The sequence below is a fragment of the Streptomyces sp. 2P-4 genome (assembly GCF_030167965.1).
GTDB lineage: Bacteria > Actinomycetota > Actinomycetes > Streptomycetales > Streptomycetaceae > Streptomyces > Streptomyces globosus_A.
Map to the genome: position 1 here is coordinate 1,872,559 of NZ_CP095011.1, position 23,629 is coordinate 1,896,187.

At 74.3% G+C, this 23,629-nt stretch carries 17 protein-coding genes; 4 read left to right on the forward strand and 13 right to left on the reverse strand.

Annotated features, from left to right (window positions below; all coding sequences use genetic code 11):
• The first annotated feature begins 79 nt into the window (after positions 1-79).
• Together MUK52_RS07770 and MUK52_RS07775 are read left to right on the forward strand one after the other, a co-directional pair.
• Positions 80-1,315 (forward strand): sensor histidine kinase, encoded by a 1,236-nt coding sequence (locus MUK52_RS07770; protein ID WP_114054516.1) that lies wholly within the window; start codon positions 80-82, stop codon positions 1,313-1,315.
• A 94-nt stretch (positions 1,316-1,409) separates the two neighbouring features.
• Entirely contained in the window at positions 1,410-2,018 is a 609-nt protein-coding gene (locus MUK52_RS07775) for a response regulator transcription factor (RefSeq protein WP_284575294.1), read from the forward strand.
• A 25-nt stretch (positions 2,019-2,043) separates the two neighbouring features.
• Here MUK52_RS07775 and MUK52_RS07780 read toward each other — a convergent pair whose 3' ends face one another.
• Entirely contained in the window at positions 2,044-4,203 is a 2,160-nt protein-coding gene (locus tag MUK52_RS07780; RefSeq protein ID WP_114054514.1) for a RecQ family ATP-dependent DNA helicase, read from the reverse strand.
• A 348-nt stretch (positions 4,204-4,551) separates the two neighbouring features.
• Between MUK52_RS07780 and MUK52_RS07785 the strand changes: the two genes are divergently transcribed.
• Positions 4,552-5,181: a hypothetical protein gene (locus tag MUK52_RS07785; RefSeq protein ID WP_114054513.1), complete on the forward strand. Its 630-nt coding sequence runs from the start codon at positions 4,552-4,554 to the stop codon at positions 5,179-5,181.
• 134 nt (positions 5,182-5,315) lie between these two features.
• Here MUK52_RS07785 and MUK52_RS07790 read toward each other — a convergent pair whose 3' ends face one another.
• From MUK52_RS07790 to nrdR, 8 genes are all read right to left on the reverse strand, one after another.
• Positions 5,316-5,954 (reverse strand): hypothetical protein, encoded by a 639-nt coding sequence (locus MUK52_RS07790; protein WP_114054512.1) that lies wholly within the window; start codon positions 5,952-5,954, stop codon positions 5,316-5,318.
• Between the two features lie 59 nt (positions 5,955-6,013).
• On the reverse strand, positions 6,014-6,724 hold the full coding sequence (gene rnhB, locus MUK52_RS07795) for a ribonuclease HII (protein WP_284575295.1): 711 nt from the start codon (positions 6,722-6,724) through the stop codon (positions 6,014-6,016).
• A 556-nt stretch (positions 6,725-7,280) separates the two neighbouring features.
• On the reverse strand, positions 7,281-9,146 hold the full coding sequence (locus MUK52_RS07800; RefSeq protein ID WP_350205089.1) for a DUF4153 domain-containing protein: 1,866 nt from the start codon (positions 9,144-9,146) through the stop codon (positions 7,281-7,283).
• A 209-nt stretch (positions 9,147-9,355) separates the two neighbouring features.
• Entirely contained in the window at positions 9,356-10,273 is a 918-nt protein-coding gene (locus MUK52_RS07805) for an ADP-ribosylglycohydrolase family protein (RefSeq protein WP_114054509.1), read from the reverse strand.
• Positions 10,274-10,284: 11 nt separating this feature from the next.
• On the reverse strand, positions 10,285-10,944 hold the full coding sequence (locus tag MUK52_RS07810) for a histidine phosphatase family protein (RefSeq protein WP_284575296.1): 660 nt from the start codon (positions 10,942-10,944) through the stop codon (positions 10,285-10,287).
• A gap of 72 nt (positions 10,945-11,016) precedes the next feature.
• Positions 11,017-11,622 carry a YdbC family protein gene (locus MUK52_RS07815; protein WP_114054507.1) on the reverse strand — a complete coding sequence of 202 codons (606 nt, stop codon included), beginning with the start codon at positions 11,620-11,622 and terminating at the stop codon, positions 11,017-11,019.
• 175 nt (positions 11,623-11,797) lie between these two features.
• Positions 11,798-14,683: a vitamin B12-dependent ribonucleotide reductase gene (locus MUK52_RS07820; RefSeq protein ID WP_114054506.1), complete on the reverse strand. Its 2,886-nt coding sequence runs from the start codon at positions 14,681-14,683 to the stop codon at positions 11,798-11,800.
• 153 nt (positions 14,684-14,836) lie between these two features.
• Positions 14,837-15,349 (reverse strand): transcriptional regulator NrdR, encoded by a 513-nt coding sequence (gene nrdR / locus MUK52_RS07825; protein ID WP_114054505.1) that lies wholly within the window; start codon positions 15,347-15,349, stop codon positions 14,837-14,839.
• 476 nt (positions 15,350-15,825) lie between these two features.
• Between nrdR and lexA the strand changes: the two genes are divergently transcribed.
• Positions 15,826-16,623, forward strand: a complete 798-nt coding sequence (gene lexA, locus MUK52_RS07830) for a transcriptional repressor LexA (RefSeq protein WP_114054504.1) — start codon at positions 15,826-15,828, stop codon at positions 16,621-16,623.
• 112 nt (positions 16,624-16,735) lie between these two features.
• Here lexA and MUK52_RS07835 read toward each other — a convergent pair whose 3' ends face one another.
• From MUK52_RS07835 to MUK52_RS07850, 4 genes are all read right to left on the reverse strand, one after another.
• Positions 16,736-18,706 (reverse strand): ATP-dependent DNA helicase, encoded by a 1,971-nt coding sequence (locus tag MUK52_RS07835; RefSeq protein WP_114054503.1) that lies wholly within the window; start codon positions 18,704-18,706, stop codon positions 16,736-16,738.
• A gap of 180 nt (positions 18,707-18,886) precedes the next feature.
• A complete protein-coding gene (locus tag MUK52_RS07840) occupies positions 18,887-19,582 on the reverse strand; it encodes a GNAT family N-acetyltransferase (RefSeq protein WP_114054502.1) in 696 nt (231 codons plus the stop codon).
• Between the two features lie 7 nt (positions 19,583-19,589).
• Positions 19,590-21,593, reverse strand: a complete 2,004-nt coding sequence (locus MUK52_RS07845) for an IucA/IucC family protein (protein WP_284575297.1) — start codon at positions 21,591-21,593, stop codon at positions 19,590-19,592.
• A gap of 590 nt (positions 21,594-22,183) precedes the next feature.
• The gene (locus MUK52_RS07850) at positions 22,184-23,557 is read right to left on the reverse strand and encodes a diaminobutyrate--2-oxoglutarate transaminase family protein (protein ID WP_502963547.1); all 1,374 of its coding nucleotides are present in this window, start codon (positions 23,555-23,557) and stop codon (positions 22,184-22,186) included.
• Positions 23,558-23,629: the final 72 nt, after the last annotated feature.

Consider the following 23,629-nt stretch of genomic DNA (forward strand, 5'->3'; position numbering starts at 1 on the left):
ATCGGATTTCAGCGCCTGCCCGACTTCCTCGCCTATGCTCAAGGTGGCTGCAACACGGAACGCCCATGGGGGGATTGACATGTCTGGCCGCCTCAAGTCCTCGGATGACGCATCGGAGGCGGTCCTGTTCGAGGGGATTCTGCGGCGCAGCCGGGACTTGCCGGCGCCGCGGATGGCCAAGGTCACCGTGGTCGTCGCGCTCCTCTGCTACGTCGGCATCACCACCCTGAACGTCCTGGGCGCCGGGGTGGAGGGCCCGGCCCTGGCGGCCGCCCTGTTCTGCCTGGCCGCGGTCTTCGGTCTGCAGCTGCTGCACTCCCGTGCCGGCGCCAAGCAGGCCCCCGCGGCGCGCCGGGCGCTGACACTGGGCGCGCAGGCGGCCCTGACCTACCTGCCGCTGCTCGCGCTGAAGTCGCAGTGGGGGGCCATGGCGGGGTTCCTCGCCGGCTCCCTGCTGCTGCTCCTGCCGCCGCGCCTGGGCTGGTCCCTGTACGGCTTCGTGGGCGTCAGCATGCTCGTTCCGCCGCTGCTGGACGGGCGGCCCGTCCTCGACAGCGTGTACCTGGTGCAGACCACACTGCTGACGGGGCTGGTCACCTTCGGGCTCACCCGCCTGTCCGAGCTGGTGCACGTCCTGCACGAGAGCCGGGACGAGCTGACGCGCGCGGCGGTCACCCGCGAGCGGCTCCGCTTCGCCCGCGACCTGCACGACCTGCTCGGATACAGCCTGTCCGCCATCCAGCTCAAGGGCGAGCTGATCCACCGCCTGATACCGGCGCATCCGGCGAAGGCCAAGAAGGAGATCGAGGACATCCTGGCGATCTCCCGGCAGTCCCTGGCGGACGTGCGGCGGGTGGCGAGCGGCTACCGGGACCTGTCGCTGGAGGAGGAGATCGCCTCGGCGCGGTCGGTGCTGAGCGCCGCCGAGGTCGAGGCGGTCACCGACGTGCGGATGGGGAAGGTCAGCGCTCCGGTGGACACGGTCCTGGCCACCGTGCTGCGGGAGGCCGTCACCAACGTGCTGCGGCACAGCAGGGCGGCGTACTGCGAGATCACGGCCGTCGAGGAGGACGGCCTGATGACGCTGTCGGTCACGAACGACGGCGTCACCGACGGGTACCGGGACTCCTCCCCGCACAGCGGCAGCGGCCTGGGGAACCTGGGTCTGCGCCTCCAGGCGGTCGGCGGGGAGCTGGAGGTCGACCGCCGTCCCGGCAACGTCTTCCGGGTGGTCGCGCGGGTCCCCGCCCAGGGGGCGGTCGACCTGGACCTGGAGGGGTCGCCGGAAGGCGAACGCACCTGGCTGGTCGCGTGAGCTGACCCCGCGTCACGCCCTGCCGACCGGCCGTGGGACGGTTGTTATGATTCAAGATGCAAAGATCGACCGCGCGGACGGGGGGCTCGCAACGGTGATCAGAATCCTGCTGGCCGAAGACATGAACATGGTGCGCGGCGCGCTCGTCGCCCTGCTCGAAATGGAAGACGACCTGGAGGTCGTCAGCGAGCTGGAGCGCGGCGACAAGATCCTGGCCGCGGCACTGGAGGTCCGGCCGGACATCGCGGTCATCGACATCGACCTCCCCGGCCTCGACGGCCTCAGCGCGGCGGCGCAGCTGCACGAGCACCTGCCGGAGTGCCGCACGCTGATGCTGACCAGCCTCGGCCGCCCCGGCACCCTGCGCCGGGCGCTCGCCGCGCAGGTGTCCGGATACATCCTCAAGGACGACTCCCCCAAGGAGCTCGCCAGCGCCATCCGCCGCGTGGTGGCCGGGCAGCGGGTGATCGACTCCAAGCTCGCCGTCGCCGCCTGGAACGGCCTGGAGAGCCCGCTCACCGACCGGGAGACCGAGGTGCTGCGCATGGCCGCGCAGGGCTCGGAGGCGGCGGAGATCGCCGGCGAGCTGCACCTCTCCACGGGGACGGTGCGCAACTACCTGACGACCGTGGTGATGAAGCTGAAGGCCCGCAACCGGGTCGACGCCATCCGCATCGCGCGCGACGCGGGCTGGCTGGTCTGACCGGCCGCGGGGCCCGCGGGCCCCGTCAGCCGGTGGCGGCGAGGACGAGCGGGAGGACCTCGCCGCTGCCCGCCCGCCGCAGCAGGCGGGCCGCCACGGCGAGCGTCCAGCCGGAGTCGGTGCTGTCGTCCACGAGGAGGACGGGGCCGGGAGACCGCTGCAGCGCGGCAGCCAGCTCCTCGGGGACCGCGAAGGCCCCCGACAGGCCCCGCAGCCGCTGCGCGGAGTTGCTGCGGCGTGCCGCGTACGCGCCCTCCGGGCCGGTGTGGTCGAGGGTGCCCAGGAACGGCAGGCGGCCGACGGAGGCGATGCCCCGGGCGAGCGAGTCGACGAGCTGCGGGCGGGTCAGGGACGGCACGGCGACGACGCCGACCGGCCGGGCCGAGGCGTCCGGGACGTCGGGCGCCCAGCCGCCCGGCGAGCGCGCCCAGTCGGCGAGGACCGCGACGGCGGCGCGCAGCACGTCGTCGGGGACGGGCCCGTCGGGGGCGCCGTCCGCCAGGAGGGGGCGCAGCCGGTTGCCCCAGCCGATGTCGGAGAGCCGGCCGAGGGCGCGCCCGGCCGAGCACTGCTCGCCGGCCGGGATCCGGCCCTTGAGGTCGATCCCGAGGGCGGGCATGCCGGTGGGCCACATGCGGCGCGGCTCGATCTCCACGCCGGGGCGGTCGAGCTCCTTGGCGGCGGCGGTCAGCGTCTCCGCGGAGACCGCGGTGTCGGCCCAGGGGCCGGCGCAGTTGTCGCAGCGGCCGCAGGGGGCCGCCCCCGCGTCGTCCAGCTGGAGGCGGAGGAACTCCATCCGGCACCGGTCGGTGGTGACGTAGTCGCGCATGGCCTGCTGTTCGGCGGCCCGCTGGCGGGCGACCCGCGCGTAGCGCTCGGCGTCGTACACCCACGGCTGCCCGGTGCTGGTCCAGCCGCCCTTCACGCGCTTGACGGCGCCGTCGACGTCGAGGACCTTCAGCATGGTCTCCAGCCTGCTGCGCCGCAGGTCCACCGCGGCCTCCAGGGCCGGTACGGACAGGGGCCGGCCGGCGTCGGCGAGGGCCGCGAGGGTCTGCCGCACCTGCGCCTCGGGCGGGAAGGCGGTGTCGGCGAAGTACCGCCAGATGGCCTCGTCCTCCTTGCCGGGCAGCAGCAGCACGTCGGCGTGCTCGACGCCGCGGCCGGCGCGCCCGACCTGCTGGTAGTAGGCGATCGGCGAGGACGGGGAGCCGAGGTGGAGGACGAAGCCGAGGTCCGGCTTGTCGAAGCCCATGCCGAGGGCCGACGTCGCGACGAGCGCCTTGACCCGGTTGGCCAGCAGGTCGGCCTCCGCCTGGAGGCGGTCGGCGTTCTCCGTCCGCCCCGTGTACGAGGAGACGGCGAACCCGCGCTGCCGCAGGTGGGCGGTGGCCTCCTCGGCCGCCGCCACGGTCAGCGTGTACACGATCCCGGAGCCGGGCAGCTCGTCGAGGTGCTCGGCGAGCCAGGCCAGGCGGTGCGCGGCGTCGGGCAGCCGGACGACGCCCAGGCGCAGGCTCTCCCGCTCCAGCGGTCCGCGCAGTACGAGGGCCTCGCCGGCGCCGGTGCCGAGCTGCTCCGCGACGTCGGCGGTGACGCGGGCGTTCGCGGTCGCGGTGGTGGCCAGGACCGGCACCCCGGGGGAGAGCTCGGCGAGCATGGCCCGCAGCCGCCGGTAGTCGGGCCGGAAGTCGTGCCCCCAGTCGGAGATGCAGTGCGCTTCGTCGACGACGAGGAGGCCGGTGGTGGCGGCGAGCTTGGGGAGCATCTGGTCGCGGAAGTCGACCGAGTTGAGGCGTTCGGGGCTGACGAGGAGGACGTCGGTGGCGCCGCGCTCGACCTCCTCGTGGATGGAGTCCCACTCCTCGGGGTTGGCGGAGTTGATGGTGCGGGCGCGGATGCCGGCCCGCTCGGCGGCCTCGACCTGGTTGCGCATCAGGGCCAGCAGCGGGGAGACGATCACCGTGGGCCCGGCGCCGCGGCGGCGCAGCAGGGCGGTCGCCACGAAGTAGACCGCGGACTTGCCCCAGCCGGTGCGCTGCACGACCAGGGCCCGCCGGCGCTCCCGTACGAGGGCGGCGACCGCCTGCCACTGGTCCTCGCGCAGCCGCGCGGCGCCCCCCGGGTCGCCCACCAGCTCGGCGAGTACGGCATCGGCTTCGGCGCGCAGGTCGGGATCGTCCATACCCCCATGCAACCGGATGCAGGGGCCGGTCGGCCAGTTCACTCCGGGCGACACCCCGCATGCGGAGGGTGGCGGCCGGTTTGCCGCGGGCCGCGGGAGGGCAGCGCGCAGGGCGACGGGCCGCTCGGCTGCGGCCGCATGAGTCGCCGTCAGCGCGGCTGGGCAAGGATATGAACGGCATACCGGCGAATTCCGGTCGGCGGTCGCAATTGCTCGTTGCCGCATGCTCTCGGCCCACGCGAGAATCGGAGTGCTCCCGCTCGGCTCGACGGCACCCCCTGGGCCGTGCTGCGGCGCGCCCCCACTCCAGCCGTGCCCGTCCGCGGGCGTGTACCCGAAGGGAGGACCGTGGCCTTCGGATTCGCCCCGCCCTCGACCGCGTCTCTGACTACGACGGCCGGCGGCAGCAGCCGGCACGGAAGACTGCTGGAGCCCGCCGAGTGGACGGCGGCCGGCATTCCGCTGCTGGGCAACCCGCGCGAACTCGTCAGCGGCCTGCACTCACGGCACGGCCCCGCGCCGTCGACCGCGGTGATAGCCGTCCTGGGCCCCGAGGAGGACCTCGTCGCGAGTGCGTCGTTCGTCCAGCGGGCCGCGTCCGGCGACGGCTGGGACTACCGCAACGCGCTGCTGGCCGCCCTGCGCCGGGTGATCCCGCACGACCTGCGCCGCCGGACCCCGGTGCGGACTGCGGTGCTGATGTACTGCCGCGACGGCGACGAGCGGTGGACCGAGGAGGACGGCGCCTGGATGTGGGGGCTGCGCGACGCCTGCACCCTGCACGGCCTGCGCTGCGGGGCGTACATCACGCTGACCCGCACCGGCTGGCAGGTCCTCGGCGAAGGGCGCGGCGGGCGGCGCCCCGACGCGGGTTCGCGGCCGGAGCGGCTCGGCGGCACCGCGGCCGACTTCGCCGCGATGGCCGTGAGCACCGGCGGCGGCGCGGCCGAGGCCCTGCGCCACACCGCGGCACGCTGACCGCGGCCGCCGGGCCGGGGCCGGACACCGCTCCGGCACGCTCGGGCAGGGGCCTGCGCCGGCCCGGGAACGGGCTCCAGCGGGGCCGGCTCCTGCGCCAGCCCCGCCCCTCGCCCGTACCGGGGTACGGGGCGTCAGACGCCCGCGCCCAGCACGGAGTTGATCTCCTTCGGGTCGCCGCACACGATCAGCAGCGCGCCGGCCCGGGCGAGCGCGACCGGCAGCACGGCCGCGGCCGCCGAGGCGGGCCCGCCGTTGACGGCGACGACCACGACGGGACGGCCGGAGGCACGAGCCGCCTGCGCCGCGTCCGCGTAGAAGACGTCGTCCCCGGCGTCGTGCTGGGCCCAGTAGGCGGCCTCGCCGAAGGACAGCTCGTGCGCGGCCCAGGGGTGGAGGTCGCCGGTGGTGAGGACGAGGACGTCGCCGGGGGCGCGCCCGGTGTCGAGCAGCAGGTCCACGGCCTCTTCGGCCGCGTCCAGCGCACCCTCGGCCGAGGCCGGGATCAGCTGGATCTGGGGGACCGCCGCCGACACGGACGGTGCGGCGGGAGCGGCCTGCGGCGTGCGCGGCGCGGGCGGCGCGGGCCGGGGGGCGGCACCCGCGCGGTTCGCCGCGGCGGGGGAGGGACCGGGGCGCCCGGGCCGCGGGACGGCGGCGGGACGCGGACCAGGTACGGGGCGGGGGGTCGGCGCGGTGCGGCTCGCGGCCGGCGTAACGCGGGGACCCTGGGCACTCTCGTGAATCTGAGGCTCCTCGGGGGTGAGAGGCATGGGTTGATGTCTATCAAACAGCGGTACGAAACGTACCGCCGGGGGGCACGTGGGTGCGATCAGAAATCGAAGCCGAGTTGGCCTCCGTTTTCCAGCTCCAGCGCCTCCTCGCTGCGCCGCACCTTCTTGAGGTGGCGCCAGCGGGGCAGCGCGTCGAGGTACGCCCAGGACAGCCGGTGGTGCGGGGTGGGCCCCAGCTCCTCCAGGGCCGCGCGGTGGACGGGCGAGGGGTAGCCGGCGTTGTCGCCGAAGGCGTAGCCCTCGAACCCGCCGCCGGAGAAGCCGAGTTCGGCCATCAGCCGGTCGCGCCGGACCTTGGCGATCACCGAGGCGGCGGCGACGGCGACGCAGGACTGGTCGCCCTTGATCACCGTACGGACCTGCCAGGGCGTGCCGAGGTAGTCGTGCTTGCCGTCGAGGATCACCGCGTCGGGCCGGACGGGCAGCCCTCCCAGGGCGCGCTCCGCGGCCAGCCGCAGGGCGGCGGTCATGCCGAGCTCGTCTATCTCCTGCGGCGAGGCGTGCCCGAGGGCGTACGAGGTGACCCACGCCTCCAGGACCTCCAGGAGGGCGTCGCGCCGCTTCTGGGTGAGGAGCTTGGAGTCGGTGAGCCCTTCGGGCGGGCGGCGCAGTCCGGTGATCGCCGCGCAGACGGTGACCGGGCCGGCCCAGGCCCCTCGCCCGACCTCGTCGACCCCGGCGACGACCTTGGCGCCGGTGGTTGCGCGGAGGGAGCGTTCGACGGTGTGGGTGGGTGCTTCGTACGGCATGGCGCCAGCAAGGTTACGCCGCCCCGCGCCGCCTGCACACCCCGGCCCGGCCGGAGCGGCCGGGAAGGGCCGGCGCCGCGCTGGCGGGGCCTTCCGCGAAGCCCTCGCAGACAGCGTTCGACGGCGCCTGAATTCGCGAGAGCACACACAAGAAGGCGCCGGGCAGGAAGGGGCTTCGAGACCGAGCCGGCCCGGTGTCCTGCGCGCTCCGAGCACCAAGGCCGCGGTCGGCAAAGCACATCGGGACCAACCGGCACACGCGAAGCGCCACCATCAGGCAGGCCGGGGCCCAGGATCATCCGCCACCGCTTCACACAGGCGAAGGCACGGCACGGACCGGCTCGGCTGCCGCGCCGGGGCCGGCGGGGCGGCCGCGGCCCCGGCAGACGCGCCGCCCGCGCCCCGGCGCCGGACCGCGGCCCGCCGGCAGGCCCCGCGCCCTCCCCCATTGGGCGGCGCCCCGCCGGAGCGCGGGCCCGTTCCCGGCGCCCCCAATTCCGTTGCCGGAATCGCCCGTTCGGGGTTGCTGCCGGTCGCCTGTGCGGAGGGCCGGAGATCAGCCGCTGCGGCCGGAGAAGGTGCCGAGGCGCGAGCAGACTGCGGCGCGGGCGGCCACGGGGCGCTCGTCCAGGATCCGCCGGGCCCGGTGCACGCCGAGGCTCGTCGCGTACCAGGGGGCGCGGCCCTGCTCCGCCAGCTCCTCGGCGATACCGCGCAGGGCGCAGGAGCGGTGGGGCTCCGGCAGCCGGTCCAGGGCGGGCACGGCGTCCGCCGAGAGCGACTGGAAGTACGCGAGGTCGATCTTGCCGGTGGCCCGGAAGCGGTCCGCGTTCTTCTCCGCGACCACGGCGTCCGGCGACAGCAGCCCGAAGGCAAGAGCGGCCGCCACCGCGCTGCCGGCGACCGCACGGGGCAGCAGGCGGGCGCCGAACAGCCCCGCCGTCATGATCAGGACGATGACGGCGCCCAGCCAGAGCTCCATCGCGGCCACCGACACCCGCAGCCGGGTCAGCCCGTACGCGTCCACGTAGAGGTCCATGCGCCGCAGCGCCGAGGCGACGACGACCAGGGTCAGCGCGCACAGGGTGCCGAGGACGGCGCGGACGAGCCGCCGGTCGGCGGGGCCGCCGCGCGGGGCCCAGCGCAGGGCGAGCGCGATCACGGCCAGGGTGAGCAGGGTCGCCCAGAGCAGCTGCCAGAAGCCCTGGCGGGCGTATTCGGCGTACGTCAGCCCGGTGCTGGCCAGCACCTTGTCGTAGCCGCCGAACAGGACGGCGAGCTGGACGGCGTTGAAGCCGGCGAAGAGCACGGCGAGGACGACGAGGGGCAGCGCCCACTCGACGCGGGAGCGCGGCTTGCCGGCGGTGGTGCGGATGCGGTCCCAGCGGAACGGCGCGGCGGCGGTCCGGGCCGCCGCCAGGGCGAGGGCGGTGGCGAGGAGGAACAGGGCGAGGCGCAGCGGGCCGTCGCCGATGGTGACGTCGGGGACGAGGCCGCCGAGCAGGTCGGCGAAGGCGGCGTCGGCGGAGGCGAAGAGGGCGCCGAAGAGCAGGAGCAGCCCGGCGGCCACCCCGGCGGCCTTCAGGACGGGCAGCCAGCGGTCGCGGTCGACACCCGTGCTCCGGGAGCGGAGGGCGGCCCACGCCCAGCGGACGCCGTTGACGGCTCCGTCGGTGAGGCCGACGGGGCTGAGCAGCACCCCGGCCCAGGTGCGGCTGCCGTGCAGGGCGAGCGCCCCGGCGAGGACGGCGGCGAGGAGGGCGACGGTGGCCGGCCAGGCGGCGTCGCGCAGCACGGGCACCGCGAGCAGGGCCGTGCAGCCGAGGGCCCAGAACAGGGTCCACGGGCGGGCGGTGCGGCCGGCGGTGCGCGCGGCGGCGTACGCGGCGGCGACGGCGGGAAGCGCGACGAGCAGCAGGCCGGGACCGACGCCGTCGCCGAGGAACAGGGCCGCGGCGAGGCCGGCGGCGGCGGCGCAGACCAGGACGGCGGTGGACGGGGGCGCGGGCGCGGCGGGCCGGGCGGCCTCCGACCAGTCGGGCGGCGCCGCCGACCACGGCCCGGACCGGGCGCGCTCCCGGCGCACCTGGTACCGCCGCCAGGCTGTGGGATCCCACCCGGGCGGCGCCCCGCCCCCGGGCGACCCCGCAGGCACGACGGCTACCGCCGCCGCATCCGGCGCAGCAGCCCCGGCCGGCGGGGCGGACGCGTCCGGCGTCGTGGCTTCGGGTTCCCGCGGGGCGGGAAGGGGCCCGGCCTCGGTCGGGGTTCCCGCATCGGATGCCGGCCCCGCCGCCGCGCCGGCCGCCGCAAGCGAGTCGTCCGGCCGGTCTGCCGCCTGTGGCGGGCCCGCCACCGGGGTTGCGTCGGCCGCGGCTTCGGCGGCGTCGCCGTCGTTCGGTCCGTCTGCTGTGGTGGCCATCGGGTTCCCCTCCCTGTGGGCCGCCCCGGCCGGCCTGCCGGGGCAAGCGGCCAGGGTAGGGCCGTGACGTGGGGGTTCCCCGGGGGCCGCCGGCGCCTGTGTCAGGACCGTGACACAGCCGTCGGACGGGCGTGCGCCCCGGCGCACCTCCCGGCAGGGGGCCCGCCGGCGCCGTACGCCGGCCCCGTACGCCGGCCCCGTACGCCGGCTCAGTACGCCGGCGCCTCCGGCAGCCACGCCGGCAGCGCTTCGGTGCGCGCCAGCCAGGCGGCGGGGAGCACGTCTTCGCCCCGTGCCCCCAGCACCCCGCCGACGATCGCGCACGTCGTGTCCACGTCCCCGCCGACCTGCGCGGTGGTCCAGAACGCCCGCTCGAAGTCCCCGAGCGAGCGGGCCGCCGACCACAGCGCGAACGGCACCGTGTCGTGCGCGGTGGTGCGCCGCCCGCAGCCGAGCACGGCGGCGACCGTGGTCGCGTCCCCGTAGTCCAGCATGTCCCGCGCCCGCCGCAGCCCCGCCCCCACCGCGCTGCGCGGCACGAGCGCGATCACGCCGTCCAGCAGGTCCTCCGCCTTCGGCGGGCCGGCCGGGTCCGCGGCGAGTGCAGCCGCGGCGGCGACCGCCATCGCGCCGCAGACCGCCTCGCGGTGCTGGTGCGTGGTGTAGGCGGAGATCTCCGCCTGGTGCGTGGCCTGTTCCGGGTCGTCGGCGTACCAGGCGCCCAGCGGCGCGATCCGCATGGCCGCGCCGTTGCCCCAGGAGCCCTGCCCGTTGAAGAGTTCGGCGGCCAGCGTCCGCCAGTCCCCGCCCTCCCGGACGAGGCGGAGCATCCGGTTCACTGCCGGCCCGTATCCGCGGTCGAAGTCGTGGTGGCGGGCGAAGGAGTCGGCGAGGGCGTCCTGGTCGATGCGGCCGTGGAGGGCCAGCACCGCGAGGACCGAGCACGCCATCTCGGTGTCGTCGGTCCACTGCCAGGTGCCCGAACCACCGGGCAGCTCGCGGCGCTTGAGGAAGGGGTAGTTGGCGGGGACGAAGTACTGGGAGCCCAGGGCGTCCCCGAGGGCCAGCCCGCGGAGGCTGGCGAGGGCGCGTGCGTAGCGCCGTCCGGAAGAGGAGTCAGCGGTCATCGCGCGTCACTTTAGCCGTCCAGGTCGTAAGGCTCGGGTGTGGTCCACCGCTCGAACGGGCGGTCCAAGCGGTACCGGCCGTCCGCTCCGAGCCCGAGGATCCGGTGGTCGCCGTTCCCGGGATTGGAGAGGCATTCGAACTCGGCCACCGACCAGTGGAACCACCGCATGCAGAACAGCCGCATCGTCAGCCCGTGCGTCACGAGCAGGACGTTCGGCGGGTGGTCGGGGGCCTCGAAGCTGCGGTAGAGGCTCTCCAGGAAGGAGCCGACCCGGTCGTACACGTCGGCGCCGGACTCCCCCTGCGCGAACCGGTAGAAGAAGTGGCCGTAGGCGTCCCGGTAGGCCTTCTGCAGGCGGACGTCCTCCCGGTCCTGCCAGTTCCCCCAGTCCTGCTCCCGCAGCCGCGGCTCCTCGCGGACCCGGACCTGCGCCGGGTCCAGGCGGAGGTCGCGGAAGGTCTGGAGGGTCCGCCGGTACGGGGAGACGTACGCGCTGACGCGCTCGCCGCCGAAGAGCTCCCGCAGCCGCACGCCCGCCGCCTCGGCCTGCTCGTGGCCGAGCCCGGTCATCCGCAGGGCGTGGTCGGGCTCCCGCTCGTACACGGTGTCGTCGACGTTGCCCTCGGACTCCCCGTGCCGGAGGAGGACGATGCGCCGTGGTCGTGCCATCCCACGACCCTATGCGGCGTACGGCGCCCCGGCACCCGGGCACGCCGCCACAACCCTCCGATCTTCGTACGGTCACACCGTCCAGGACGCTTCGAGGTCGACGACGTCGCCGGTGAGGGCCTCGACGTCGGCCTCGGTCTGGGCGCGCAGCGACAGCCGCTCGACCCGCTCCTGCCGGTACTTGCCGTGTTCCGCGGCGGCGTGCCACATCGACAGCACGAGGAACTCGCGTCCGGGCGCCTCGCCGAACAGCCCGCGGATCATCCCCGGCGACCCGGCCATGGCCGGGTTCCACACCTTCTCCTGCATCAGCGCGAAGTGGTCGACGCGCCCCTCCCGCACCCGGGTGTGGGCGACGCGGACGACGTCGGCGTCGGTGAAGCGGGGCTCGAAGCCGGTCTTCACGTCGAAGCGGTGGTCGAAGAGGCTCACCCGCGCGTCGGTGTACGTCCCGGCCTGGGCGGCGGCCAGCCGGTCGTGCGAGCGGGCCATGAAGGAGTCGTAGAAGGAACGGCTCTCCCAGAACGCGAAGACATGCGCGACCCCCTGCCGCCCCCGGCTCCATCCGCCGCCCTGTCCCCGGAATCCCGGCTCCCCCGGCAGCCCCGCCCATTTGCGCTGCCCGCGCTCGAACCCGCGTCGGTCCGTCACCGTGCAGCGAATCCACTTGACCAGCACGGCGTCATCGTACGGGCCCGGGCGCCCCGGGGTCAGTCCTCGGGGAAGTTGGCCCGCACCGACCTGCCCCACCCCGCACCGGCACCCGACCCCCGAACACACGACCGCCCCGCGGCCGGGCCCGGCGTATGGCGAAGGGGGGCGACCACGTGTGGTCGCCCCCCTTCGTGAGGAATCAGCTGCAGCCGCTGGTGGAGCCGCAGCCCTCGCAGATGTAGCAGGAGCCGGCGCGCTGCATCTTCGTCCCGCAGGAGAAGCAGAGCGGGGCGTCGGCGGAGACGCCGAGCTGCATCTCGACGAGTTCGGCGCTGGAGTGCGCCGTCTTCGGGGCCGGGACCGGCGCGGGCTGGGCCTGCGGAGCCGCGGTGACCGCCGCGAGCGGGGCGGACTGGGCCAGGGACTCCGTGTCGATCTCCTCCTCGAGCGGCTCGTACGAGCCGGTCTCCAGGTGGCGCTGGCGCTCCTCGGCGGTGTGGATGCCGAGCGCCGAGCGGGTCTCGAACGGCAGGAAGTCGAGGGCCAGGCGGCGGAAGATGTAGTCGACGATCGACTGCGCCATCCGCACGTCCGCGTCGTCCGTCATGCCGGCGGGCTCGAAGCGCATGTTCGTGAACTTCGAGACGTAGGTCTCCAGCGGCACGCCGTACTGGAGGCCGACCGACACGGCGATCGAGAAGGCGTCCATCATGCCGGCAAGGGTCGAGCCCTGCTTCGACATCTTCAGGAAGACCTCGCCGAGGCCGTCGTCCGGGTAGGAGTTGGCCGTCATGTAGCCTTCGGCGCCGCCGACGGTGAAGGAGGTGGTGATCCCCGGGCGGCCCTTGGGGAGGCGCTTGCGGACGGGGCGGTACTCGATGACCTTCTCGACCGCCGCGCGGATCGTCTCCTCGGTCTTCTCGGTGACCTCGGCCTTCTCCTCCTCCTTCTTCTTGGCGGAGAGCGGCTGGCCGACCTTGCAGTTGTCGCGGTAGATCGCGAGCGCCTTGACGCCCATCTTCCACGCCTCGAAGTAGATCTCCTCGATCTCCTCGACGGTCGCCGACTCCGGCATGTTCACCGTCTTGGAGATCGCGCCGGAGATCCAGGGCTGGATCGCGGCCATCATGCGGACGTGGCCCATCGGGGAGATGGAGCGCTCGCCCATGGCGCAGTCGAAGACCTCGTAGTGCTCGGTCTTCAGGCCGGGGGCGTCGATCACGTTGCCGTGCTCGGCGATGTGGGCGACGATCGCCTCGATCTGCTCCTCCTGGTAGCCCAGGCGGCGCAGGGCCTGCGGGACGGTGCCGTTGACGATCTGCATCGAGCCGCCGCCGACGAGCTTCTTGAACTTCACCAGCGCCAGGTCCGGCTCGACACCGGTGGTGTCGCAGGACATGGCGAGGCCGATGGTGCCGGTGGGGGCCAGCACGGAGGCCTGGGAGTTGCGGAAGCCGTTCTTCTCGCCGAGGCGCAGGACGTCCTGCCAGGCCTCGGTGGCCGCCGCCCAGATGGCGTTGTCGAGGTCGTCGGTGCGCGGGGCGGCGGCGTTGGCGTCGGCGTGCTGCTTCATGACGCGCTTGTGGGCCGTGGCGTTGCGGGCGTAGCCGTCGTACGGGCCGACGATCGCGGCGAGCTCGGCGGAGCGCCGGTAGGCCGTACCGGTCATCAGCGAGGTGATGGACGCGGCGAGGGTGCGGCCGCCGTCGGAGTCGTAGGCGTGGCCGGTCGCCATCAGCAGCGCGCCGAGGTTGGCGTAGCCGATGCCGAGCTGGCGGTAGGCGCGGGTGTTCTCGCCGATCTTCTGCGTCGGGAAGTCCGCGAAGCAGATGGAGATGTCCATGGCCGTGATGACGAGTTCGACGACCTTGGCGAAGCGCTCGGCGTCGAAGGACTGGTCGCCCTTGCCGTCGTCGTCGAGGAACTTCATCAGGTTCAGGGAGGCGAGGTTGCAGGACGTGTTGTCCAGGTGCATGTACTCGCTGCACGGGTTCGACGCGGTGATGCGGCCGGACTCGGGGCAGGTGTGCCAGTGGTTGATGACGCCGTCGTACTGGATGCCCGGGTCGGCGCACGCCCAGGCGGCCTCGGCCATCTTGCGGAAGAGCGCCTTGGCGTCGACCTGCTCGATGACCTCGCCGGTCATGCGGGCGCGCAGGCCGAAGGAGGTGCCGTTCTCGACGGCCGTCATGAACTCGTCGTTCACGCGGACGGAGTTGTTGGCGTTCTGGTACTGGACGGACGTGATGTCGTCGCCGCCCAGGTCCATGTCGAAGCCCGCGTCGCGCAGGGCGCGGATCTTCTCCTCTTCCTTGACCTTGGTCTCGATGAAGTCCTCGACGTCCGGGTGGTCCACGTCGAGGACGACCATCTTGGCGGCGCGGCGGGTGGCGCCGCCCGACTTGATGGTTCCGGCGGACGCGTCGGCGCCGCGCATGAAGGAGACGGGGCCGGAGGCGTTGCCGCCGGAGGAGAGGAGCTCCTTGGAGGAGCGGATGCGGGAGAGGTTCAGGCCGGCGCCGGAGCCGCCCTTGAAGATCATGCCCTCTTCCTTGTACCAGTCGAGGATCGACTCCATGGAGTCGTCGACGGACAGGATGAAGCAGGCGGAGACCTGCTGCGGCTGGGGCGTGCCGACGTTGAACCACACCGGGGAGTTGAAGCTGAAGATCTGGTGCAGGAGGGCGTAGGTCAGCTCGTGCTCGAAGATCTCCGCGTCGGCGGGGGACGCGAAGTAGCCGTAGTCCTCGCCGGCCTTCGTGTACGTCTTCACGATGCGGTCGATGAGCTGCTTCAGACCGGTCTCGCGCTGCGGCGTGCCGACGGCGCCGCGGAAGTACTTGCTGGTGACGATGTTGACCGCGTTCACCGACCAGAAGTCGGGGAACTCGACGCCGCGCTGCTCGAAGTTGACCGAGCCGTCGCGCCAGTTCGTCATGACGACGTCACGGAGCTCCCAGTTCACCTCGTCGTACGGATGCACGCCCGGGGTGGTGTGGATGCGCTCGATCCGCAGGCCGCCCTTGGCGCCCTTGGTTCCCTTGGCGCGGGAACCGCGTGCCGAGCTGCTCGCCGTCTCTGTCATGCCGCCTGCCTCCCATATACGGGCAAAAACGCCCTAAAGTGCCAGCGCTATTCCGAGGCACAGTGCTGTGTCTTGTTACGTTCCTTCTCCCGGCTGCACCGGGCGGCCTCCGGCCGGGCGGCGTGTCGCGCCGGAGCGCGGCACGCCGCCCGGTCAGTCGGAGGCGGAGGCGGGCACGGGGACCTGGGGGGTCCCGGCGGGCCCGCACTCCTCGGGGCGGGGCCGCCGCTCGCGCAGTTCCGCGATGGCGGCCTCGAAGTCTTCAAGGGTGTCGAACGCCTTGTACACGCTCGCGAAGCGCAGGTACGCGACGAGGTCGAGTTCCTGGAGCGGGCCGAGTATGGCCAGACCGACGTCGTGGGTGGTGAGCTCGGCGCTCCCGGTGGCGCGCACCGCCTCCTCGACCCGCTGGCCGAGCTTGGCGAGGGCGTCCTCGGTGACGGGCCGGCCCTGGCACGCCTTGCGCACGCCGGAGATGACCTTGGTGCGACTGAAGGGCTCGGTGACACCGCTGCGCTTGATCACCATGAGCGAGGCCGTCTCGACCGTCGTGAAGCGACGGGAGCAGTCCGGGCACTGGCGGCGTCTGCGGATCGACGTGCCGTCGTCCGTGGTGCGGCTGTCGACGACGCGGCTGTCGGGGTGCCTGCAGAAGGGGCAGTGCATGGTCCCTCACCCTTCTCTAGGCACGACTGAATCACCCCTCCGGGCCCTGTGCGGCGGAGTCGCTCTGCCGGGGCTCGTGGAGCAGGCCCAAGCATATGCGATCCACGGGGCCTGTGAGACCCCCGCGCTCCCCTGGACCACTAGGTATGGGTTGCGGCGCCCATACAACCACTAGATCTTGTGGCGCGGCGGATTTGGTCCGCTACCGCGTGTCGTGGAGCGGGGTGCAGGGGCGCGGCCGCCCGCGGTGCCACACTGGGGCCGGACCGGGAGGGCCGCGGCCCGACCGGGAACGGTACCGTAGGCAGCGGAGAACCATCCGAACCTCCGTTCGGAAATGCGCGACCCAATACACCTGCCATTGTGATCACGCAGGTCGATCCGCGATTTTTCACTCGAACGTGTGTTTGGCGCAACCTTTCGAAAGCAATTACCGTTGTCCAGCTAGGGAGAACATTTCGAGAGGGGCCGCCGACGTGACCACCACCGCAGACAGTGCCGCCATCACTGCCCAGAACCGCTCCCAAAGCCGACTCGAGCCGGTGCATGCCATGAACGACGCAAGCGCAAGCCTGACCCCGGAGGCGGACGCCGTCCGCCCCGCTCGCTCCCTTCCAGGACGCCCCCCAGGCATCCGCGCCGACAGCTCCGGGCTCACCGACCGGCAGCGCCGGGTCATCGAGGTCATCCGGGACTCCGTGCAGCGCCGGGGCTACCCGCCGTCCATGCGGGAGATCGGCCAGGCGGTCGGCCTGTCCAGCACCTCGTCCGTCGCCCACCAGCTCATGGCCCTGGAGCGCAAGGGCTTCCTCCGCCGCGACCCGCACCGCCCCCGGGCGTACGAGGTGCGCGGCTCGGACCAGCCCAGCTCGCAGCCCACGGACACCACCGGCAAGCCCGCCGCCTCGTACGTCCCCCTGGTCGGCCGGATCGCGGCCGGCGGCCCGATCCTCGCCGAGGAGTCCGTGGAGGACGTCTTCCCGCTACCGCGGCAGCTCGTCGGTGACGGTGAGCTCTTCGTCCTCAAGGTCGTCGGCGACTCCATGATCGAGGCCGCGATCTGCGACGGCGACTGGGTCACGGTCCGCCGCCAGCCCGTCGCCGAGAACGGCGACATCGTGGCCGCCATGCTCGACGGCGAGGCCACCGTCAAGCGCTTCAAGCGCGAGGACGGCCACGTGTGGCTGCTCCCCCACAACGCGGCGTACCAGCCGATCCCCGGCGACGAGGCGACCATCCTCGGCAAGGTCGTCGCCGTACTGCGCCGGGTCTGAACCCGGCCCCGCCAGCCAGCTCCGGGACCCACTGCGCCGGTCCCGGAGCTGTTCCATGCCCGAGCCCCGAGCCCCGGGCTCGGGGCTCGGGGCTCGGGGCTCGGGGCTCGGACTACTTGCCGTCGGCCTTGGCCGCCGAGTCGATCGCGGCCAGGGAGCGGCGGACCTGGTTGCGGTCCGTGGTGTACCAGAAGTCCGGCAGCGTCGCCTTCAGGAAGCTGCCGTACCGGGCCGTCGCGAGCCGCGGGTCCAGGACCGCGACGACGCCCCGGTCGCCCGCGGCGCGGACGAGCCGGCCCGCCCCCTGGGCCATCAACAGCGCCGCGTGCGTCGCGGCGACGGCCATGAAGCCGTTGCCGCCGTGCTCCTCGACCGACTTCTGGCGCGCACTCATCAGCGGGTCGTCGGGCCGGGGGAAGGGGATGCGGTCCATGATGACGAGCTGGCAGCTGGGGCCGGGGACGTCCACGCCCTGCCACAGGGACAGCGTCCCGAACAGGCAGGTCCGCGGATCCGCGGCGAAGTTCTTGATCAGCTCGCCGAGGGTCTCCTCCCCCTGGAGCAGGATCGGGTGGTCGAGCCGGCCGCGCAGCTCCTCGGCGGCCGCCTTGGCGCCGCGCATGGACGAGAACAGGCCGAGGGTGCGGCCGCCGGCCGCCTCGATCAGCTCGGCGAGCTCGTCCATCATGTCGCCGCGGGTCCCCTCGCGGCCGGGTGTCGCCAGGTGCTTGGCGACGTAGAGGATGCCCTGCTTCGGGTAGTCGAACGGGGAGCCGACGTCCAGGCCCCGCCAGACCGGCGCGTCGTCCGCCTCGACGCCCTCCGGGGACAGGCCCAGCGAGGCCGCGACGCCGTTGAAGTCCCCTCCGAGCTTGAGGGTCGCCGAGGTGAGGACGACCGAGCGGTCCTCGAACAGCTTCTCCCGCAGCAGCCCGGACACCGACAGGGGGGCGACCCGCAGCGTCGCCCCGAAGCGGTCGTGGCGCTCGTACCAGACGACGTCGTACTCGGAGCCGGCGAGGATCCGCTCGGCCACCGCGTGCACGTTCTCCACGGAGGCCAGGGCCTGCTTGCGGACGGCGTCCTCGTCGGCGACGGACTTGTCCCTGGTGGAGCCGATCGCCGAGATCACGTCGCGTGCGGCGTCGCGGAGCGCCGCCAGCGCGTACCCGAGGTCCTCGGGGATCTCCTCCAGCCGGCCCGGGAGCGCCAGCTCCATCACGCGCTCGAAGGACTCGGAGGCGGTCTGGAGGGAGTCGGCCGTCTTCTCGTCGACCAGCTTCGCGGCCCGCTTCACCGCCCGGTTGACCTGCCCGGGGGTGAGTTCGCCGGTGGCGGCGCCGGTCACACGGGACACCAGCTCGTGGGCCTCGTCCACGATCAGCACCTCGTGCTGCGGCAGGACGGGCGCGCCCTCGATGGCGTCGATGGCGAGCAGGGCGTGGTTGGTGACGACCACGTCGGCCAGCTTGGCCCGCTCGCGGGCCGCCTCGGCGAAGCATTCGGCGCCGTACGGGCACTTCGTCGCACCGAGGCATTCGCGGGAGGAGACGGACACCTGGCTCCAGGCGCGGTCGGAGACGCCGGGCGTGAGGTCGTCCCGGTCGCCGGTCTCCGTCTCGTCCGCCCAGTCGCGCAGCCGCAGCAGGTCCTGGCCGAGCTTGCTGGTGGGGGCGGCGGCCTCGAACTGGTCGAAGAGGCCCTCCTCCTCGTCCTGGGGGGCGCCCTCGTGCAGCCGGTGCAGGCACAGGTAGTTCGACCGGCCCTTGAGCATGGCGAACTGCGGCCGGCGGCGCAGCTGCGGGTGCAGTGCCTCGACCGTCCGGGGCAGGTCGCGCTCGACGAGCTGCCGCTGCAGGGCGAGGGTCGCCGTCGCCACGACGACGCGCTCGCCGTGCGCGAGGGCGGGGACCAGGTAGCCGAGGGACTTGCCGGTGCCGGTTCCGGCCTGGATCAGGCGGTGCGTGCTGTCGTCGATCGCTTCGGCGACTGCTTCGGCCATGGCGACCTGGCCGGGCCGCTCCGTGCCGCCGACGGCGGAGACGGCGGCGTGCAGCAGGTCGGGGAGGGAGGGCTTCGTCATAGCACCCCCCAGCCTACGGGGCGCCACCGACGGTGACGGCCATCACCGGGATGGCCGATCACCGGAAAGGGCGACGGGAGGCGGGAACCCCGCGGCGCGCGCCGGGCGTTTTCGGGGGGAAGGACGGCAGGCGGCCCGGGAGGGCGGGGGTGCGCTGTGGGCTGCGGGGTGCGGCTCAGCTCAGATGAGGCTGCGGAGCGCCCGCTCGCGGACCATCAGGGCCGCGCGCTTGCCGGGCAGGTCGATGTTCCCGGTCCAGCGGAAGCCGGAGCCGAGGAAGGCGGAGACGGAGGGGGTGTTGCGGATGTCCGGTTCGGCGATGACGCGGGTGCACCGCGGGCGGTTGTCGAGGACGAGGTCGGCGACCGCGCGCAGCAGTGCGGTCCCGAGGCCGCGGCCGCGGTTCCTGCCGTCCCCGATCAGCAGGTGGATACCGGTGTCGTGGGGGCGCGCGGGGTAGTGGCGGGCGAGCGGGTCGAGGTCGGCCCGGTAGACCTCCCAGTAGCTGACGGGGGTGCCGTCGAGGAGGCCGAGGCAGGGGATGCTGCCGCCGTCGCCGTCGATCTGGGCCCGCAGGTGTGCGGCCGTGAGGGACTGCGGTCCGGCGAGGTCCCAGTAGGCGGCGACTTCGGGGTCGTTCATCCAGCGGGTGACCAGGTCCAGGTCGCGGTCGAGGCGGACGGGCTCCAGGCGGAAGGCCCCGGCGGCGGTCCGGGTGCTGCCCCAGCCGCTGGGCGAGTCGAGCAGGTCGGCCTCGGCGAGCAGGGGCAGCAGGCCTGCCCTGAGCCGCAGCTCCGCCGGGTGCGCGGTGGTGGGGCCGGTGGCGGCCGCCGGGGCGGGGACGGAGGGCGGGGCCTGGGTGTCGGTGGAGGGCATCGGTCGCTCAATCGTGGAGGGGGTTGGAGAGGGTGACGTAGACGGACTGCGCGTCGACGGGGCCGACGAGCTCGTCGAGGCCGCCCAGGCGGGTCAGCAGGTTCGCCTTGCAGCGCAGGGTGGGCGAGTCGAGCAGCAGCGCGGGCAGCGGCCCGAGGCCGCGGGCCCGGCCGAGGAACCGGCGGAAGGCGGCGAGGAGGACGCGCTCGTCGGCGAGCCGCTCGGAGCCGAAGGCCCCGATGAGGCCCAGCACGTTGTTGATGCCGAGGTAGTAGGCGAAGCGCTCGTCGGTGACGGCGTCGGAGACGAAGGTGTCGCTGGCGCTGCCGATGCCGGGGAGCCGGCGCTCCAGCTCGGCGCGCCGGGAGGCTCGGAAGTAGTAGCCCTGGTTGTCGCGGTAGCGGCCGCCGGCGGGCCAGCCGTCGGTGTCGAGGACGACGAGGGTGTTCTGCTGGTGGGCTTCGAGGGCGATGCCCGCGAGCGCGTCGAAGGCGAGGACGGGCCGGACGACGTGGTCGAGGTAGCGCAGGAACCACTCGGCGGACACGGCGGACGGGGTGCGCCCGGTGGTGGCGGCGAGCCGGTGGACGGTGTCGGCGAGCCGTGACCGCATGCCGGGCCGGCCCGGCAGGGGGCGGGGCGAGGTGAGGGCGGCGATGCACAGGGCGTCGTCGCCGGGGCGGAAGGGGTTGTGGCGCAGGACGGCGTCGAGTCCGGGGACGGCGCTGCCGTCCGGGGCGTCGACGGCGACCCAGGCGGGGTCCCGGACGATGTCGAAGCCGGGGTGGGCGGCCTGCCACTGCTCTGCGAGGCCGGTCCGGAGCAGCCGGTGCACCTCGACGCCGCGGTGGAGCTCCTTGCGGAGGTTCTCGCGGCGGGAGTTGGTGATGCGCAGGCCGAGGGAGAGCTTGAGCATCACGGGGATGCCGGGGCGGGCCACGGTGCGGACGGAGGAGGTGGGGTGCCAGGGCTCGCCGTGCGGGCCGAGGTCGTGGAGGAGCCCGTCGCCGAGGAGGGCGGCGACGGCGGGGCGGTGGAGCAGGTCGCGGGCCTGCCAGGGGTGCAGGGGAAGGGGGGTGGTGCCTTCGGGTGCCGGCAGGCCGGGTGCGAGGCGGGCCAGGAGCCGTGCGGCGGACACGGGGCGGCCGCGTTCGGTCCAGGCGGAGTCGGTGGCGAGGGCGCCGGGTGCGACGGCGAACCAGTGCAGGGGGAAGGAGCCGTGGAGTTCGGGTGAGTAGCGGCGGGCTTCGGCGTCGGAGAGCCCCTCGCGGCTCTTCGGGTCGGGCTGGAGGGGGTGGCCGAGGAGGAGGGACTGTTCGGACGTCAGGAACGCATCACCGTCGACGGGCGCGGGCGGCCGAGGGCGTTCGCGCCGGTCGGCGATGAACCGGGCGGTGCGTCGGACCGAGTCCGCGACGCGGGCGACGAGATCGGTGGCGTGGGGCGCGCCGCCGCCGGCCTCGCGGGCGAGCAGCGCGGCGAGGGTCACGGCGTCCAGGGCCGGGGCACCGGCCGGGGCGCCTTCGATCCGGGCGGCGCCGAAGCGGTGCCATCCGGCCGCGGACCAGTGGCGCACGCCGGCGGCCACCGCGGTGCCGGAAGCGGGAAGGGGGATGCGCAAGGGCTCCCCGACGGGACCGTCGGGGCGGCCGATGCCCCGCTCCCGGACCCAGCACCGCAGGAGGTTCTCCACGGCCGCGGACTCGGCCTCGGCGGCCGGGTCGGGATGGTCGGGCGGCTCGGGCAGCAGCCCGGGCCCGCCTCGGCCCGCCCCGCCGTGCCCGCGCAGTCCGCCTTGCTTCTGGCGCGGCACCCGGCTCTCGGCTTCCTCGCCCTGCGGCCCGGAGGGGGCACCGCAGGTGGCGGGGCCGGCGGTCGTTCCCGGCCGCGGACGCGGGGCTGCCTCGGCATGCGGGCTTCCGGTGTCCAGCCCGTGCGGGGCCGGGGCGGCTGCCGGGCCGCGGTCGGTGCGGGGGAGGCGGGGCTCGGGGGTGTCGGGGGGCTCGCTCATCGCCGAGGTGTCTCCGTTCCGTTGGGGTGGCGGCGGTTGTGCCGGGGGGCGGGGATGCCCTCGGGGCTTCCGGGGGCGGGCCTCGCCGACGGCGGTCTGCCGGCGGCCGGGTGGCCGCCGCGGGCGGGGCCCGCCCCCCGGCGGGGCGTCTTCGCCGAGGGCGGTGGCTGCTGTCAGGCCTCGCCCGCTGGTCGGGTCGGGGCGGCTCGGTGCCTGGCGGGGCCGGCCCTCATGGGCAGCGGCCGTTGCGGGGCGGTGGGTGCGCTAGGGCCTGTATTGAGTTGCCCCGTGGAGCAAGGAGCGGCGTTCGGTGCGTGCCCTCGGTGTGCGGGACGAATGTCCTCGTAGCGGAGCTACTAGGAGATTCGGCTCGTGCGCCGAGGGTGCGTGCCGGGCGTCGCGACGCCGCGGGGCAACTCAATACAGGCCCTAGTGCTGTGACCGGGAAGGTTTGCCGGGGCGCGGTGTCCGGTGCGGTGCATCGCAAGTCGGCGGGCCGCAGCGCGTACGGGGCGTACGTGTGCGGTCCGCCAACGCGGCGAGGCGCCGTGCCGGGCGCCGTGACCCGGTGGACCTTCCCGGCCACAGCACTAGGAGGGGTGGTGGCTTGTGGCGGCGGCGATGGCGTCCGCCAGGCGGTCCAGGACCGCCGAGGCCTGTTCGTCGGTGATGGTCAGCGGCGGCAGGAGGCGTACGACGCTGGAGTGGCGGCCGCCCAGTTCCACGATCAGGCCGCGGCGCAGGCACTCCCCGCGGACGGCGGCGGCGAGGCCGCTCGCGGCGGCACCGGTCGCCGGGTCGGCGAGTTCGACGCCGATCATCAGGCCGCGGCCCCGCACGTCCGCGACGCACGGCTGCTGCGCGGCCAGCCCGCGGAGGTCGGTGAGCATGCGTGCACCGAGTTCCGCGGCGCGTTCGGCGAGGCGGTTCTCCCGTACGTAGGCGAGGGTCGCGGCGCCGGCCGCCATCGCGAGCTGGTTGCCGCGGAACGTGCCGGCGTGGGCGCCGGGCGCCCACACGTCCAGCGCGGACCGGTACACGATCACCGCCAGCGGCAGGCTGCCGCCGATGGCCTTCGACATGACCATCACGTCGGGGACGACCCCGGCGTGGTCGACGCCCCAGAAGGCGCCGGTCCGGCCGACGCCCGTCTGCACCTCGTCCGCGATGAGCGGGATGTCCCTCGCCGCGGTGATCTCGCGCATGCTGCGCAGCCAGGCGTCCGGGGCGGGCAGGACCCCGCCCTCGCCCTGCACGGGCTCGACGAGCATGCCGGCCGGCGCCGGCACGCCGCCCTTGGGGTCGTCGAGCAGGCTCTCGGTCCAGCGGGCGCCGAGCCGCGCCCCCTCGGCGCCGCCGACGCCGAACGGGCAGCGGTGGTCCTGCGGGTACGGCAGCCGCGTCACCCGCACGTCCGGGGCGCCGCCCGACGCGCCGAGGGAGCCCGCGGTCATGCCGTGGTAGGCGCCGGTGAAGGCGAGGAGCCCGGAGCGCCCGGTCGCGGTGCGGACCAGGGTGAGTGCGGCCTCCACCGCGTCGGTGCCGGCGGGCCCGCAGAACTGGATCCGGGCGTCGGCGGCCAGTCCGCCGGGCAGGGTGGCGAACAGCTCGGTGGTGAAGGCGTCCTTGACGGGCGTCGCGAGGTCGAGGACGTGCAGCGGGGCCCCCGAGTCGAGGACGCCGCGTACGGCCTCCAGCACCACGGGGTGGTTGTGCCCCAGCGCGAGGGTGCCCGCGCCGGACAGGCAGTCGAGGTAGCGGCGGCCGTCCGCGCCCTCGATGGTGAGGCCGCGGGCCCGGACGGGCACGATCGGCAGGGAGCGGGCGTACGTGCGCGCCGCGGACTCCCGCATCGCCTGCCGCCGCAGGATGCCCTCCGCCGCGGCCGCTCCGCCCGCTCCGGGTGCCGGGCCCCCTTGGGGCGGTACCTGGGCCGGGGCCGTGTGCTGCTCCGCCAATGCCACGAGTGTCGGACCTCCCGCACTGAAATCGCCCTGCCGGATCGTTTCTGACCCGGATTCCGCTTCCCCGCCCGC